Source organism: Halorubrum ezzemoulense (assembly GCF_004126515.1).
GTDB classification, from domain to species: Archaea; Halobacteriota; Halobacteria; order Halobacteriales; family Haloferacaceae; genus Halorubrum; species Halorubrum ezzemoulense.
Genome location: NZ_CP034940.1, coordinates 2,820,696 through 2,836,348 on the forward strand (window position 1 = coordinate 2,820,696; position 15,653 = coordinate 2,836,348).

General features: G+C 58.1%; 13 protein-coding genes and 2 pseudogenes. 3 read left to right on the plus strand and 12 right to left on the minus strand.

What is annotated here, in order from left to right; translation table 11 throughout:
* Positions 1 to 193: 193 nt before the first annotated feature.
* Positions 194 to 1,102 carry a hypothetical protein gene (locus EO776_RS14450; protein WP_094520312.1) on the plus strand — a complete coding sequence of 303 codons (909 nt, stop codon included), beginning with the start codon at positions 194 to 196 and terminating at the stop codon, positions 1,100 to 1,102.
* Positions 1,103 to 1,163: 61 nt separating this feature from the next.
* Here EO776_RS14450 and EO776_RS14455 read toward each other — a convergent pair whose 3' ends face one another.
* A complete protein-coding gene (locus tag EO776_RS14455) occupies positions 1,164 to 2,444 on the minus strand; it encodes an RNA-guided endonuclease InsQ/TnpB family protein (protein WP_129452513.1) in 1,281 nt (426 codons plus the stop codon).
* A 390-nt stretch (positions 2,445 to 2,834) separates the two neighbouring features.
* A pseudogene (locus EO776_RS19425) lies at positions 2,835 to 3,050 on the minus strand (RNA-guided endonuclease TnpB family protein); the annotation flags it as partial.
* Between the two features lie 3,207 nt (positions 3,051 to 6,257).
* Here EO776_RS19425 and EO776_RS14465 point away from each other — a divergent pair.
* Positions 6,258 to 7,279, plus strand: a protein-coding gene (locus tag EO776_RS14465) for an IS630 family transposase (RefSeq protein WP_129452446.1) whose coding sequence is annotated in 2 segments (ribosomal slippage) — positions 6,258 to 6,761 and positions 6,764 to 7,279 — 1,020 coding nt in all. Because the reading frame shifts where the segments join, the coding sequence is not laid out codon by codon here.
* 23 nt (positions 7,280 to 7,302) lie between these two features.
* On the opposite strand, the gene EO776_RS14470 is transcribed toward EO776_RS14465, so the two are convergent.
* The 9 genes and pseudogenes from EO776_RS14470 to EO776_RS14515 form a co-directional block, all read right to left on the minus strand.
* Positions 7,303 to 7,560, minus strand: a complete 258-nt coding sequence (locus EO776_RS14470) for a type II toxin-antitoxin system HicA family toxin (protein WP_129452514.1) — start codon at positions 7,558 to 7,560, stop codon at positions 7,303 to 7,305.
* A 2-nt stretch (positions 7,561 to 7,562) separates the two neighbouring features.
* Positions 7,563 to 7,838, minus strand: a complete 276-nt coding sequence (locus tag EO776_RS14475) for a type II toxin-antitoxin system HicB family antitoxin (protein WP_129452515.1) — start codon at positions 7,836 to 7,838, stop codon at positions 7,563 to 7,565.
* 237 nt (positions 7,839 to 8,075) lie between these two features.
* Positions 8,076 to 9,314 (minus strand): RNA-guided endonuclease InsQ/TnpB family protein, encoded by a 1,239-nt coding sequence (locus tag EO776_RS14480; protein ID WP_094520316.1) that lies wholly within the window; start codon positions 9,312 to 9,314, stop codon positions 8,076 to 8,078.
* Positions 9,315 to 9,320: 6 nt separating this feature from the next.
* Positions 9,321 to 9,449 carry an AbrB/MazE/SpoVT family DNA-binding domain-containing protein gene (locus EO776_RS14485; protein WP_080508704.1) on the minus strand — a complete coding sequence of 43 codons (129 nt, stop codon included), beginning with the start codon at positions 9,447 to 9,449 and terminating at the stop codon, positions 9,321 to 9,323.
* A gap of 550 nt (positions 9,450 to 9,999) precedes the next feature.
* Entirely contained in the window at positions 10,000 to 10,767 is a 768-nt protein-coding gene (locus EO776_RS14490; protein WP_129452516.1) for a DUF7500 family protein, read from the minus strand.
* A gap of 866 nt (positions 10,768 to 11,633) precedes the next feature.
* Positions 11,634 to 12,098: pseudogene (locus tag EO776_RS19910) on the minus strand (archaellin/type IV pilin N-terminal domain-containing protein); the annotation flags it as partial.
* Positions 12,099 to 12,100: 2 nt separating this feature from the next.
* Positions 12,101 to 12,697 (minus strand): archaellin/type IV pilin N-terminal domain-containing protein, encoded by a 597-nt coding sequence (locus EO776_RS14505; RefSeq protein ID WP_100050495.1) that lies wholly within the window; start codon positions 12,695 to 12,697, stop codon positions 12,101 to 12,103.
* A gap of 342 nt (positions 12,698 to 13,039) precedes the next feature.
* Positions 13,040 to 13,624, minus strand: a complete 585-nt coding sequence (locus EO776_RS14510) for an SHOCT domain-containing protein (RefSeq protein ID WP_129452517.1) — start codon at positions 13,622 to 13,624, stop codon at positions 13,040 to 13,042.
* Positions 13,625 to 13,848: 224 nt separating this feature from the next.
* Positions 13,849 to 14,187 carry a hypothetical protein gene (locus EO776_RS14515; protein ID WP_094520320.1) on the minus strand — a complete coding sequence of 113 codons (339 nt, stop codon included), beginning with the start codon at positions 14,185 to 14,187 and terminating at the stop codon, positions 13,849 to 13,851.
* Positions 14,188 to 14,372: 185 nt separating this feature from the next.
* On the opposite strand from EO776_RS14515, the gene EO776_RS14520 reads away from it, so the two are divergent.
* A complete protein-coding gene (locus EO776_RS14520; protein ID WP_094520321.1) occupies positions 14,373 to 14,711 on the plus strand; it encodes a helix-turn-helix domain-containing protein in 339 nt (112 codons plus the stop codon).
* A gap of 97 nt (positions 14,712 to 14,808) precedes the next feature.
* On the opposite strand, the gene EO776_RS14525 is transcribed toward EO776_RS14520, so the two are convergent.
* Positions 14,809 to 15,540 (minus strand): RAD55 family ATPase, encoded by a 732-nt coding sequence (locus EO776_RS14525; protein WP_100050497.1) that lies wholly within the window; start codon positions 15,538 to 15,540, stop codon positions 14,809 to 14,811.
* Between the last annotated feature and the right edge of the window lie 113 nt (positions 15,541 to 15,653).

The window sequence follows — 15,653 nt, forward strand, 5'->3', positions numbered from 1 at the left end:
AGAAAGTACCCCTTTCTGTTGTAGTGTTCGGGTACAGTAAGAAGTACCTCTGAATCCCATGCCGGGATAGGAGTAACGGCTGATTGGCACAGCCAGTAGCCGTCATCGGGACAGCTACAAACCGTAAACACCCCAAACCAGCGGTGCGGGGCCGTGGGAATCTTCACCCTTCAGGGCGGAGAGGATGTCAACAATGAGTGAAGCCGACAGACGGCTGTCCGAAGAGAGCGAACAACGGTTTCTTGATCTGTACGCCCACCTCTTGGTGTATGTCAACGATCGATTCGATGTCATCGAAGAGATCGAAACGGTCGCTGACCTCGAACAGCACTACACTGACGAGCTTCTCCCGCTCCGAAACACGCTGTACAACGAGTCAACGACGGACCTGATAGAGGACTTCGTTGACCAGAACCCTGCTGACCTGTCGGAGGCTGATCTCGAGCAGGTCGCAGCATGGACTGACTTCATCACCGGAGAGTTTGTCGTCGTCCGCTATCGCGAAGACGACGCGATCTTCCTCGATTGGACAGAACCGCCGAAGGCATATGCAGTCCGCCCGGCTCGGCTGCCGTTCGTCGAAGTGTGGGATGAATCTGCACTTCCAGTCCCGGTTTCGAGTGTCGTCCTGTTGCCATTCGAGGATCAGATCGTCTACGATGGGTGGATCGGGGTTAAGAACATCATATTCGGGGGCTCGCTCAGCACTGACATCGACGACGAGTACGAAGAGGCCAAACATCGCTTCGGCATCATCGACTCGTTTCCAGTTCCCGAGGAAGCCGAAAAGACGGACGCCGAGGAGTTGCGCTTCTACATGAAGAACAAGCGCAACCGAGAGCGATACGCGTCGGAGATCGAGCAGTTGCGGGAGAAAACCGACGAACTGGAGCAGATTTACCATCAGGAGATGGGGAAGGCTCGAGCCCGCAGCTTGGGTCGCGAACTGCGCGAGTTGGGACTCAACGAAGCCTATGTAGCAATCTACGACGATCGAATCATCACCAGTGCTCCCTCCGAATCCGAGGTTCGCGAGCTACTCGAAGAAATCATGCCCGCTGGGAAGGCTGACCACCCCTACATCTACCACTTCGATCCTTGACACCCTCCCCGCGCTGAAGCGCGAGGATTCCCACGGCACCACTGGGTTGGGATATTGTGGTTTACGACGTTACCTGTTCTTGAGGTGCAAACCCACCAGTTTCCTTGTCAAACAGGAACGTCGATGGCTGTGCCAACCAGCCGTTACTCCTATCACCGCCATCCGTGGCGGGACTCGGAGATACTTTCTGTCGGATATTCTCTGCCCCGTTCACATCCGCGTTCGCTACCGTCCCACACTCATCGCACACATACAATCCACGTTCAACTCGGTTCGCGTCACGCTTGCGACCACAGCAGGAACACGACTTCGACGTGTCCTCCTCGGAGACTTCCTCGACGGTGATACCTTCCATTTCGGCTTTGTATTCGAGAAGGTCTGTGAAACGGTCGAACGCCCACGAGTGTAAGTCGAGGTTGCCGTGTTTGCCCCAGTTTTTCGACTCGTCAGAGTCATCCTCTTCGCGGATTCCCGAGAGATCTCCCACTACGATCGTTCCAACGCCTTCCTCAACACACCGTTCAACAATGTGTTTCGAGAGCGTATGGAAATAGTGAGTGCGACGAGCCAACTTCTTGTGGTTCAGCCGGGTGGCCTGCTCAGAGTTCGAGTCGTCACACCGGGCAATCCGCTTGCTGAAGTAGTAGTCGTCCTGCTTCAGACAGTTCAGCGGATACAGTTCGCTGTGGCCGTCTTCATAGGCAAGCGCGGCAAAGTTGTTGATCCCGAGATCAACACCCACCGCCTTCTCACCGGGGGCTTCAGCCACCTCTACTTCAACCTTACAGACGAAGTGTAGTTCCCATTTCTCACCCGTCCAAACTGTTCGAACCTGTTGGACGTTCTCGACGGTCGAAAAATCAACGTCGGGGCGAGTCTGGTACTTACACAGGATGAAGTCCGACCAATACTCCTTAAGATTCGACCCCTTTGAGAGTCGAACGCGGTTGTACTGGGTGTCGAGTTTGAAGCCAGCGGCTTTGAACGTGACTGTGGAACGCGGGTGTTCGTCACCGTGTTTGCGGTAGCCGGGCGGGTTCGCTCTCGTATCTCCGTTGCGTCGTTTACCGTACCAGCCGTTAAACGCCTCAGCGAGTTCTTGAAGTACTCGCTGACTTGACTGCGAATGCAGGTCAGCATAGCGTTCGTGGGTTTTGAGGTACGTGGTGAGTTCGTTGTGGTTCGGGATGTGATCGATTTCGTCCCAGATCCGACTACACGTCCACCGTCCGACGTTCCAGAGTTTCGAGGCGGCGAACCCGAGCGAATCAAGGTCGTCTTGCACCCGAGACTGGTTCCGTATGGACGCAGTATAGGTGCGGGTGACGACCTGTTTCGCCATATGTAACCCATGTAGATATACTTACTTGAAGGTGTGTATTTGCTCAGCGTGGAATATCCAGCCGTACCATCGAACGGTGAAGTGTGAAGTGTAGTGTCGGATTCATCCCCGCGCTAAAGCGCTGTCTCTTACCCACAAATCGAGTCGTTGTTGCGGTCAATGAATCCGACCGAAGCCTCGATATCTACAGATTTAACACTTCTATGGGACGATTTTGCTGATCTTGTTTACCACATTCAACAACCCCCCACTGCCGATATCACCGTCCGAATTACTCCCCACCTCGATCTCTCGAGAATAGATATGGTTCGACAGCGTCTGAAACGTTTGTTTGGGACTCGGTGAACTTGTGGGTAAGAGACAGGGCTAAAGCGCGAGGCTTTCTCCTCGATTCTCCGTAAGATCAGTTTCCTCTCGCAGTTGTTCGTAGAGCGCGTCCCGTGCCGTCGAGTTCGCCGTAACGCAGTTGGCGTAGGAGTCGTCGTCCCAACAGAATTCAGCGGCACGATTCGCACAGTGAAGGAACTGTCGCGCGGATTCGTGGAGGTCGTCGTACCGCTCATCGGGAACAACAAGCTTGACCGGCGCAGTTCGACGCACCTCTATGTTTCAGATTACTATCTAACGGTACTTATACGGTGGGGAGTCAGGTAGCTACCGTCGTGCGGTTGCGTCGTGCGTTGTCGGTTTCCTCTCCGACCTACTCGCTCGCTATGCTCGCTCCTTGAGGTCGGAGGCTCCACCTCGAATTATGCTGAATCGGCCGAAACCACGCATCACAGTCCCGCTATACCCGCTGTAGTCTCAAGTTCCCCACGATAATTGGCGTGACACACAGTGGTCAGGGAAACGCCGACACCCTCAGTGACAGCGGAGAACTGCGCTTTTGACCCCATCGTGTGGCCAGCACGAGCCCGGTATCGATCCAAACCGATCCCGCCACGACCCTCGAACAATTGGCGTATTGATCCGAATCGATCCCGCCACGACCCTCGAACAATTGGAGTATCGATCCGAATCGATCCCGCCACGACCCTCGAAGGAGTACAGTATCGATCCAAACCGATCCCAACATGACCAGCAAACCATTAGAGGATCAATCCGAACTGACTCCGTCGTGAGTCCAGCGCGATCCAACCGTGACCCGTAGGTGATCGAGGTGAGCGTTCGACGTGAACCCGCCGAGAGCCCAGAGTAATGCTCCTGTGAACCCACCGAGAGCCCAGAGTAATTCTAATGTGAACCCACCGAAAGCCTAGAGTACTCTTCGTCTGAACCCACTGTGGCCCCAGGTGTTCCCAGATCGATCCGGGACGTGAGACCAACCTCCCACCACACGCACCACGACGTCGCCTCCGCTCTTGGTATGGCGCCCTTCCGGACGGCCTCGCTGTCGACGTCGTCGTGACGCTTTGTGTACCACCACAGCACCGTACGATCGATCCGTCACCACCACAGCAACACCGACTGTCCCACGCCGCGCAGCTCCCTCACGACCGTGGTGTCCCCCACGACGATCACAACGCAAGGCGCCGTCGTCCCCAGGCCGACATCACGCTCAGCACAACGCCACTAGTCGCCACGCCCATGCTCGCACGACTGAACGACCGCACACACCACACTGAGACACCGCCGTGACCACTGCGACGCACCGAGACGCACGGCTCACCAGCAAACGTCTCTCCCTGAACGAGACCACAGTCCATCCCCCGTTAGGAGATGGGACGCCAGACAGCCACGGCGCACTCGCTCGACAGTGTGTCCCAATTCGCCACCCGATCGCCTGTCGCGTCGATCCATGCCGCTGACTGAAGACATCCCTGAGGGCTCTCCGCTCGATCCGTGTAACCAGATCATGACCCACCCGACCACCGCATTGTCACTCCGTGCGTGCACCAGTAGCGACCCCCTTGTTCCCGACGCCAACAACGATCGCGACACCCCACAGCCACGACGACGACGCCGTCGGTTGGGGAAGCGCCCAGCACGACGCCACACGACACACAACAGTTTCACCCACCCTCGATTCAGTCGCACCCGTCGGCTCGCACCGTCACTCGGGACGGCTGACTCGCGTCTGGCCACCGCCCGTGCGGCCGATGACACATGTCGCGACCCGCAGGAGACTGACAATCGCTCGGTGAACACGTCCGTGGTTCCTTATCGCGCCCTCCTCGTGGCCTACGTCTGAGGGCTCCAGTTGGACACAACACACACCGGTGACAGCTGAGTTGCGCTCACGGTGTGGCCCCAGCAGCGCCGCCCCACAGCGGCTCGCAGCGAGTCGGGCGCAACGATTGCCACCAAGCAGTGAATCCCTCACGGCGCCATCTCGAAGCGGGGTCATGTTATCGCTCCCCGCCGTTCGAGGGCTCGCTATCTTGAAGCCGACTGGGTGATCGCTTGTGTGAGACTCACCAAGTCAGTTGTTGTGCGTACCCGCTTCCGTCCGGAGGCGTATCCGTTGGCTGAGACAGACTTCGTCGCGCCCGGACCCATAGATCCGTCCGCCCTCGGGCACGCCCGTCGATTCTCTATCGCCGGACCAGCCGCTGGTGAAGCAACGACTCGCCGTTCCCAGCCGCAAGACCAGTTGGTCCCGACCGCAGGCCCACTCGTTCCCCACGCAAGACACCCCGTTCCGGGAAGAACAACTCCCCGTTTCCCAACGCAAGACACCACGTTCCCCAACGCAGGACAGGCGCTTCCTCAACGCAAGACACCACGTTTCCTACCGCAGGACAGGCGCTTCCTCAACGCAAGACACCACGTTCCCCAACGCAGGACAGGCGCTTCCTCAACGCAAGACTCCCTGTTTCCTACCGCAGGACACAGCTTCCCCAACGCAAGACTCCCCATTCCCCAACGCAGGACATCTTGTTTCCCAACGCAAGACACTACGTTCCTGAAAGAACAACTCTCTGTTCCCCAACGCAAGACATCTCGTTTCCTGCCGCAAGACACCGCGTTCCTGAAAGAACAACTTCCTGTTCCCCAACGCAGGACACCACGTTTCCTCCCGTAGGACGCCCGCCTGCTCGATGAAGAAGTCTCATGTCCTCGCGACAGACCACCAGTTGCTACTCGGGACTGTCCGTTTGCTTCCAGACAATCACCCTGCTTCCCGGCGTGGCATCGTCTGTTGGCTGCCACCGGATCGCAGGTCTCCTGAGAGGCGTGTCTGATGGAGCGATATTACAGCCGTCTCACCAGGCTGTGGCGAGCCGCATCACTGTCGGCCTGTGGCTTCCAGTGTGCGTGGCCTTGGTTGGCTGACGACAAGGGGTGGGTTGCTGCTGAGCAGATCAGACCGGATCCATCCACGTGGGTTCGTCCTCGGTGTGGCTGCCGATGTTGAGGCCGCGTCGAGTGGTTTCCCAGGTCTCGGTGCTCTGGTCGCTTGCCGATCTGTGTAGTGTATTGGATCGGGTGTCCGCCCCGGTTAGTGGTCGCTTGGGCCTCGGTGGATGGCACCGCCCTATGTTATTCACACGCTCTGTCGGATCTTCTGGGTAGCTCTTTTTATTTTTATTATCAGTCGGTTTCGCAACAGAGTAACCCCGCTACGTCTTGCGATTATACTGGTTATTGTCCGTAATCTAGAACTTCAGCTAAGCGGTCTAAGTGTAATCGTGTCGGTAATCGGGTGTGATGGCAACGCTACCGTATTTTTGTGAATTATTCTATTTAAATTTGAATGAGAGGCTCCGTTGAAATTCTCAGAAAGTGATACGTTCTACTCCGGTTCCGGTCAATACAGGTGACTCATACTGTCAGCTAAATATTCTTTAGGTTAGAGTGTGATTAGCGAGTATGTCCACGCTTGACGCCGCCACTCTTGACGACCTCCGCGACGCTCTCGCGGAGGTCGAAGATAAAAAGCCGACACAGCGGCTAATGGCGGTGATCAACTATCTTGAAGAAGACGATGCAACGATGGCGGAGGTTGCTGAACGATACGGATACACCGGTCCATGGTTGTCTCGGTGGGTTGGTCGGCTCGACCGGCTCGCTGATGAGCCGGTCGAGCAAGTCGCCTACGACGATCCGCGCGAAGGCAGACCAACCGAACTCTCTGATGAACAGCACAAGCGGTTCGTCAAGGTACTTCACGAATCGCCCGAGGAAGTAGGATTAGACGCGCCCGCGTGGTCTGTTCCACTAGCTCGTCACTATCTCGCCGAAGAGTTTGACGTTGAGTACTGTGAGCGGCACGTCCGGAGATTGATGTCTGAGGCCGGGCTGTCCTGGAAGACAGCCCGGCCGGAGTTCTACAAATCCGACGAAAGAGCCCAAGAAGCTTGGAAAGAAGGCTTCAAAAAAAGCGCAACGACCTGGACGACGAATACACGATCCTGACCATCGATCAGACGAGACAGGTTCTCTCGACGTTGATTTATGCGTGGTTTCCGGAAGGGGAGCGCCCGTCACTGCCGGTGACGGGCGCGTGGGATAGCATCAAGTTGCTTGGTGCAGTCAGCGATGGCGGTGAGACGTTCTTCCTGCCGTGTGCAGGGAATTTTAACAGCGACACGACGATTCGACTTCTCGACGCACTTCAGACTGAATTCGGCGAGAAGATTTGCGTCGTTTTGGACAACGCCTCGTATTTCACGGCGAACAAGGTCCAAGAGTTTGCTGAAGGTACACCGATAGAACTCTGTTACCTACCGCGGGGTTCACCGGAGCTGAACCCCGCGGAAGAGTGTTGGAGACAACTTGATCAAGAACTTGGGAACCGCCTGTTTGACACACTCGACGATCTCCGTGAGGCTGCTCTCTCTGCACTCGACCGGGTCGAAATCCCAGATGTGTTTACGTATTTATGTCCGTGAGTATCAGAAACCTATATCAGTCGTCACCGATTCTCGTCGATCCACTCGCAGAACGCTTCGAAATTCTCCACACCGGCGTCGTCAGCAATATCATGGAGCGTTCCGATGCTGATTGAGTCGTGGGCCGGAACAGTCACCGTACGCGTATCCGTGTTCTCATGGCTTTCTGGTGGATCCCATCGAAGAATCAGGTGATCCCCTGTGGTACGGACGTGCTGAAACCCACCAACGTTCACCAGCACTTTGTACACGTCTTCACCCGAAAAGTCCCGTGTCACCATTGCTACTGTAGGACATCGGGAAGCTCATCGCTCTGTGATTGAGCGACTTCAGGATCAACACCGAGGTCACGTATCTCCTCATCGGTTGGAGGCCGCCCGCCATCACCTTCTACCGCCTCAATGACGGCATCAAGATTGTCAAGTGCTACGTCCCGGCTTTTATCTTGAGCAGTCACGCCGACACGGAGATCACGAGCCGTCCACTGGCCATCTGGGTTCTTCACTAAGCGGATTTCCCGTTCAGGAGGGTCCGAATTCCCAGAATCAGCTCGTGCCATACCTGCCGCTACTTCACCGAGACGCAAAACGCTTCGGGAGACCTACCGTCTCACACATGCCATTGATGCTCGATACGCACTCTTTGTCGACCGGCTGTTTCAGCCGATAATATATCTGAATAATAGGATTTCAGCAGAGCCGAATGAGAATTTGGATTGCGGTACGTCAAGTGAACGCCTGTGGGCTCAGCCATCGAGATCTGATCCCGTCTAGTAGTTGGTGAACGCACCCCGGGGTCAAGCCCCGAGGCTTCCTGCTTCAACGACGCGCTTTGCATCCACGGCCTCTCGGTGAGGCGTGAACGTAGGGAGCGCAGTCTGCACAGGCGTTGATTCGGACTGTCCCAGCCCTAACTGCCGCAATCCACGAGTGAGAATATTCTTCGCCGCGTTCAAATCACGATCTTCCTTGTGTCCGCACGCAGGGCACGAATGCTCCCGCACCCAGATCGGCTTGGCCGTCTCGACGCCACAAACCGAACACTCTTTTGTCGTCCCACGAGGTTCAACCGTTTCAACGTGTGTGCCGTGTAATTCACCTTTGTACTCTAACAGTTCGATGAACTGCGACCACGCCGCATCCTGTTTGCTTTTCGCATTTTGACTGGTTTCCAGCATCGGTTTCACGTCCAAATCCTCCACGGCCACCACATCGTACTTTTTCACGAGCCACGTCGTCAGCTTGTGCTGGAAATCTTCGACCTTCCGCTTGATTTTGCGTTTGGCTCGCGCCACCTGCTGGCGTTGGTTCTCCCAATTGTTAGAGCCGTGTTCTTTCCGAGCGAGTTTCCGCTGCTCGCGTGCGTACCGGTCGTACTCATCCGACAGGTCAAGCGTAGCCACGGACAGATTTTCCGAGGTGTGGATGTAGTTGGTGATGCCGAGGTCAGCACCCACGCAGTCTTCGGGTTTAATCTCACTCAGTGACGGTTTCTCTGGCGTGTCTTCCACGGTGGTGACGAGCGAGACGTACCACTCACCCGTCGATTCTTTTTTGAGGATGACCTCGTCAATCTCGTCTTTGGATGGCACGTTGCGGTCTGCTCGGATATTGAACCAGCCGATCTTTTCGAGTCGGAGTCGCACGAATCGGTCGTCGCCCGTGTTGTGATCCACGTTCCAGCGACGGGGTTGATTGTACGACACTGACCGAAATTCGCCTTTGCCTTGCCACTGTAACCTTCCGACGTTGTAGCCGTTTTCTCGACGTTCTTGTAGTGTTTCCAGATCGCTGTGGATCTGAGTGATGGCTTGTTGTGCGGCGTGTCTGGAGGGTTCCGCGAAGGTCGGCCAGCGGTCTGCCCAAGCGGTGAGTTTGTTGTGTTGGTCGTAGTCTGATGGTCGGTCGTTGTAGTCGGAGTTGTAGTAGTCTCGGACAGTGTGGTTGCGGATCTGCCGGAGGATGTCGATGTGGTGCCACGCTTCGCTCTCCACGTCGTCAGGCAGGTACGCGCGAAAACGAAGCGTGTGTTTCACGGTTGGTTAGTCGAGTTTTTCGACGATGAGTTTCAGTTGGTCGCCTTCTTCCAGATCAAGACCGTCTCGGACTTCTTCTGGGATCGTGACAACACCCCGTTGTCGCAGTTTTGGATAGCATTCCATCTGTCCCATACTGAATTATACTGTCTTAAGCATAATAATGCTGTCGGCTTCAACCCCGGGGTCAAGCCCCGGGGCAGTCGCCTCGGCCGCCTGTACAAAAGTAGTTTGTACCCCCCGAGCGGGGTGGAGGGTATGATTGAGAGATTCCCTCCGGTGAATAAATGTCAGACAGCAATACAGCGACGGTCGACAGCGCTTCACAAACTGAATGTACAGCTCCACAAAGTACTGCGACTCCAACACAGCCAATGACGTCGTCAACTCGGTGTGAACAAGTTCTCGAGTTTACTGACCACGCAGGAACCCGCCATCGAGTGCGGTTCATTCCACAGTCGAATGACCACTGGCAGCGTGTCGAAGAGACCTGGAATGGCCAGACGTGGGTCCATGTGAGTCAAGAAACCGTCAGCGACCTCAACCAGTGGATGCGACCCGTTCAAACGCCGAGGTAGTTCGGGCGTTGTAAGCCTTCTACAACAGTATCTGCGCTCTGTAATTAATCAACGCTCGCGTTGAAGTGATGGTGTGAACCTGTGCTGAGAACCGGCCCCAATGGGGCTCACTCAATCTGAAAGCCGCCTTCCTCCTCAGCGGCGCGCACGAGGTCGCCGATACTATCGCTCGCCGTGAGCCCCTGGTTTGCGGCGAACCGCTTGATCACCACCGGCGGCAGGTTGACTGTCGTCTCGGAGGCCGCGAGCAGCAACCCGATCGCCTCCGGAGTCGGCGAGTTCGGCCCCGCATTGGAGGCGAACCACGAGATCAACGTGTCGAACGTCGCCGTCACGTCGTTCGACACGGTCCGCTGGCGGGTGGTGTCGCCGTTCGCGTGGAGCGTCGCATCGATACCGTAGTCGAAGCCGTCGTCGTCGAAGGAGGTCGCCAGCCACCGGCTCACCGCCTGCCGGTCGACCGCGTCCGCGCCGGACGGTGCCTGCTGCTCGCCGGGACTTGACCCGGTACGTCCCCGCCTGCCGGGCTGTCCCCGTTTGCTGGCTCGGTCCTGTCCGCTTGCCTGTCGCTGGTCGCGGTCCTCGACGCCGGGCCCGGCGGCGCTCGTTCGCGGGTCGTTACCAGCGGGTCGGCGGTCGTCGGGGCTTGCGGGCTCCGCGGTGGTGAACTCGCCCGAGTCGGCGGGAGGAGCCGCGTCGTCCGGCGGCGGTCGGCGGTCGTCTTGCGAGCGCCCGACGTTGGGGCGGCCGTTCGTGCCGACGACGTACCGCCCTTCATCGATCTCGACGACATTCTCGTCATCGGTGAAGTCGAGTTCGTCCGGATCGGCCGGCGGCGCGTCGGGGTCGGCAGCCGGTGCGTCGTGGTCACTCATGCGTCGTGGTAACGCGCGCCGTAAAATAGGTGTTGCGGGCGGATCGGCTCCGCCGAGGCGGTTAACTTGTGATTCGAGAGTCGTTAGAGCCTGACTGCTTCTTCGTTGTTGTTGAACAGGTCTGGGGCACGCAATTCAGCTGAAGTCGTCGCACCGGCAGGCGAGACGATGTCGAGCGAAGCAGTATCAGCCTGTCCGAACTTATTGTTCGGGTTATCAGTGTTCTGTAGTGAACCAACTGCCGGGTTCAGGATAATCTGGTACTGTTGGTTCGAGTCATCGATGACGGGGTTCTGTTGGAATGTACTACCCTCACGAACACCGAATTGATCAGCACCGAGCTGGCTGACGTCACCAATGGCAGTTGGTTTGGTTGTAACCGTGTAGGACTGACCAGTTACTAGGGAGTCAGAACCGTCAATCAGTTCGACTGTGAGATCGCCGGCGCTCAGGTCAAGTCCTTGACCAGAGAAGTCGATCGTGTTTATTTGGCTAGCAGTAACAGTCTGTGAGTAGGTATTACTACCAGTACCATCAGTCAGACGGACCTCTTCACCATTTGTGAGTGAACCAACATTCACATCAATTGTCGTCGCTGATTCACTTATCTCCGACGGAGCAATAATTTCATCTGTTCCAGGCGAACCACTAACATCGGTATTAAGGGTATCAGGGCCTACAGTTGCTGAAACCGTGTAGGTCTGAGAATTGGCTACGGAGCCACCACTGTCAACCAGCTCAACTGTGAGATCGCCGGCGCTCAGGTCAAGTCCCTCGCCAGAGAAGTCGATCGTGTTTATTTGGCCACCAGTAACAGTCTGTGAGTAGGTATTACTACCAGTACCATCAGTCAGACGGACCTCTTGGCCATTTGAGAGTGAACCAACATTCACATCAATTGTCGTCGCTGATTCACTTATCTCCGACGGAGCAATAATTTCATCTGTTCCAGGCGAACCACTAACATCAGTATCAGGACCTGCAGCGAAAACTAGATTTTCTTGGCCACCAGGTCCGACAGCCTGGATCGTGGATTCACCGAGGTCAATTTGATCAGCACCTGGTGCACCAGTAACGGTAAGACGGATCTCATCAAGCTCTTCAGTATTTGTACTAGAGACAATACCGACTTCGCTCGCTACGTCGATCCGTTCAGAGACGAGGTCCGTACTCTCCTGTCCCGTTGCCTCTGCTTGCGTCTGGAGGAACCCAGCCGTGTTGATCAGCACACCGGCGGCGATCGCCGCCACCAGTACCATCGCGATGAACACGATGAGCGTTCCGATACCAACTTGACCGCGCTTCTCGGAATTAGTGATAGTTTCAAACATGTTCACAGCCTCACTGAATTATCAACGACAGTGCTCGGAATCCGAATTTCCGTAGTGGTTGTCGCCCCAGATGGTGTGGTGAAAGTGAACGTCAACGTGTCACCCTCCTCAAGCGTGTAGCCGAGATTCTCTGTCACACCGGCAATGTCGTTGTTGCTGGTGAGCGCAATCGAGACTTCTGCTCGATCACTAGTATCAGTCATTACGTTGTTCGAACCGCCAGTGAAAATGTTGATATCGACCTCATCACTACTCAGTTGGAAGGTTTCTTGCCCATCCTCTCCAATTAGCTCAGCGGACACTTCATCAAGATCGATATTATCAGCACCCGGTGATTGTGCGAGCACGAACTGTAGGTGGTCCACAGTACCGGAGGACGTGTCGCTGAGATATCCAGATTGACTCACCACCTGAAGCCGGTCGGAAACCTGACTTGTACTTTCTTCGCCCGTTGCTTCTGCCTGCGTCTGGAGGAACCCGGCCGTGTTGATCAGGACGCCGGCGGCGATCGCCGCCACCAGCACCATCGCGATGAACACGATGAGGGTCCCGATCCCCACTTGCCCGCGCTCTTCCTCGTCCAGTATGGTTTCGAACATTGGTTGTGTTGCGTCGGCCCCCGGCCTGCCCGGCGGGCGTTATCGATAGCGAAGTGGATTTCCTACTTAAGATCACGTTCCCGGTTATCCGAGTTGATAAACACGTCAGGTCGTGCGATTTTCGGGTTATTTTGAGTAGTTTAGTTACAGAATATATCAACGACTTCGGCGAGAGAGTATCAGATCTGGATCTGCGGCGCAGCGGCGGTACCGACCGGTCTCCATCACGAATCCGATGTGCGAACGAGCGGCGACCGCGTCGGGCGAGACGTGACGAGCGAGAAGGGGTGAATACCGGGTGTCAACGACGCCGTTCGAAAGAGCGATCCCCCCGAGGCCGTTTCAGCGCTCGTGCTCGGGGGCAGTCGTCTCGGGCGTCTCGCGTCGAGACGCCGAGTCAGTGCGGTCGCGGTCGGCGGAGGCCAGTCGGTCGAGGCGGCGCTCAAACTCCGCGTCGGAGATATCGCCCTCGACGTAGCGGTGTTTGAGGCGCTCGATCGGCGTCGCGGGCGCCTCGCGGTCGGCGTCCGCCGGCGAGGTATCGCGGTCCTCGGCGATCCGATCCGCGAGGTAGCCGCCGAGCGCGCCGCTGCCGATGACGTACGCCGCGCCGAACAGCGTGAGCGCGAGGACGCCGACGGTCGCCGCGGGCGACACCGCGGCCGCGACCCAGACGGCGAAGAACGTCAGCGGCAGCGACAGCAGCGCGACCAGCGCGCCCGTGGCGACCCCGATCTTCGGGCCGCGGGGGCGCTCTGCGTCGTCGGTCCAACTCGCCACGCCAGCGCCGACCGCGGGCGCGACCAGCCCGACGACGGGCAGGACGCTCACGAGCACCGTGACCCCGGCGCCGACGCCGGCGCGCGCGGCGAGGTCCGAGAGGCGCGCGACCGGCGAGAGGCCGCCGCGGGCGTCGGCAGCCGTCATCGTCGACGCCCCGAGCCTCGGGGCGATTCACCGGGTCGGCGCCGCCGCGGAACCGGTCGCGGGCTCGCGGTCGCGCCGCCGTTTCGACAGCGATCTGTCATCGAGATCGTTACGGACCGAGAACGCAAAAGGGCGTCGGGGAGCGGGGTACGCTTCCAGTTTCGCGGCGTTCGCTTAGGATCGATTCGGCGGCGACGCGGGGGGTTAGGGCTCGGACCCGACTGTCACCGATCGCGCAGACGCGACAGCTCCGACTCGGGGATCACGAACTCGCGCGTCCCCGGCTCATACACCGCGAGGCTCCCGGCGATGAACGCCATCGACGCCGCGAGCAGCCCGGTGTTGACTAAGAGTAGCGCCTCGGGGTCGGCGAACTCGGTCCGGAAGGCGGCCGCGGGCGTCCCGACTGCCGCGACGACGACGAGTCCGAAGCCGACAGCCAGGTACGCCATCGCCGTGCGACCGGACGACCGGTACGCTGCGACGGCGAACGCAACCAGCGTCGCGCTCGCGCCGGCCAGCACGGTGGTTGTCATCAAGTACAACCCCTCGATAAGCTCCATACCCACTCTGCTCGAACACCGGTCATAAACCCACGGGAGCGGGTATCAGCGGCGATAACACGGGTCAGCAGTCCGGACCGCTGAAGCGGTCGCGGTCCCCGTCCCGGCCGCCGGATCGAGCCGTTCGGCGATCGAGACAATCACCGGTACCGTTATAAGACACAAAATCAATCTCGATAACGTGAATGGTGGGGGACAATCTGATTACCGTACTCGGTAACAAATACAACACGGACATCCTGACGGCGACGGGCGACGCGAAGTCGGCGCAGGACCTCAGCGACCAGTTGGACGTCCCGATCGCGACGTGTTACCGACGGATCAACGAGTTGGAGGAGGCCGATCTACTGGAGTTACACGACCGCCCGCTCTCGGACGAACACCGGCGCGTGAAGGTGTACCGTCGGAAGGTCGATGGGGTCGAGGTCGACTTCCGCGACGGACTCACCGTCGAGGTGGAGGAGCGGTCGGCGGTGAAGAACCGCCTCGACGACGTCTGGCGCGACCTCTCATCGCGAAAGTGATCAGCGTTGGGCGGCGGCGGCGATCGGAAGACCGTCGATCGTGCCGCGATCGAAAGAGCGTCACCGGGTCGCGATCGACGCAGCCGCGCTGCGAGGGTTAGAACGAGGGCTGGTCGTCGGAGCCGCCCATCATCGAGAACCCGCCCGCGCGCTCATGGACCGTGATCCCCCCCTGTCCGATCTCCATCGGGAAGATGTCGGTGTCGATGTCCTGTTTCCGCATCTTCGCCACCCAGACGTAGCGGTTGACCCCGGAGTCGGTCGGCGTCTGGATAAAGTAGATGTTCCCGTCCGTGAGGAAGTTCTCCAAGCTGACCTCCGTGTCGGGGAAGACGGCGCCCTGCTCGTTGATGAGCAGGGATGTGAGCCCGTTCGCCTTGAGGATGTCCGAGAACTTCAGCAGGTAGGTGCGCTTCTCCTGTTCGGCGTCGAAGAACAACTGGAACATCGACAGCGAGTCCAAGACGAGGCGGTCGAAGTCGCCGTCTTCGACGGTGTCGAGCAGGCGGTCGACCGCCGTCGAGAAGTCGGTCTCGCGGAGCATCTCGCGTTTGTCGAGGATGACGATGTCGCCGTCCTCGACCATCTCGTCGAACCTCTCGAAGCCGACGGACTCGGCCGCGCCGCGGATGTCGGCCTCGTCCTCCTCGAAGGAGACGTAGACGCCGCGTTCGTCGTGTTCGGAGACGCCGTGATGGAGGTACTGGATGCCGAAAATGCTCTTGCCTGTGCCCGGGTTGCCGGAGACGAGGACCGTCGACCGCTCGGTGATGCCGCCGGTGAGAATGGAGTCGAGCCCCTCGACCCCGGTGGAGACGAGTTCTGACATTCGTCTCCCCTTTGGCAGCCAGGGTATATAAAAGACGGTTGAGCACATCGGGCGAATGGACGGCGACAGTTTTATCTCTCGACACGCCGCCCATTCGTGTATGCCCGGTGAAG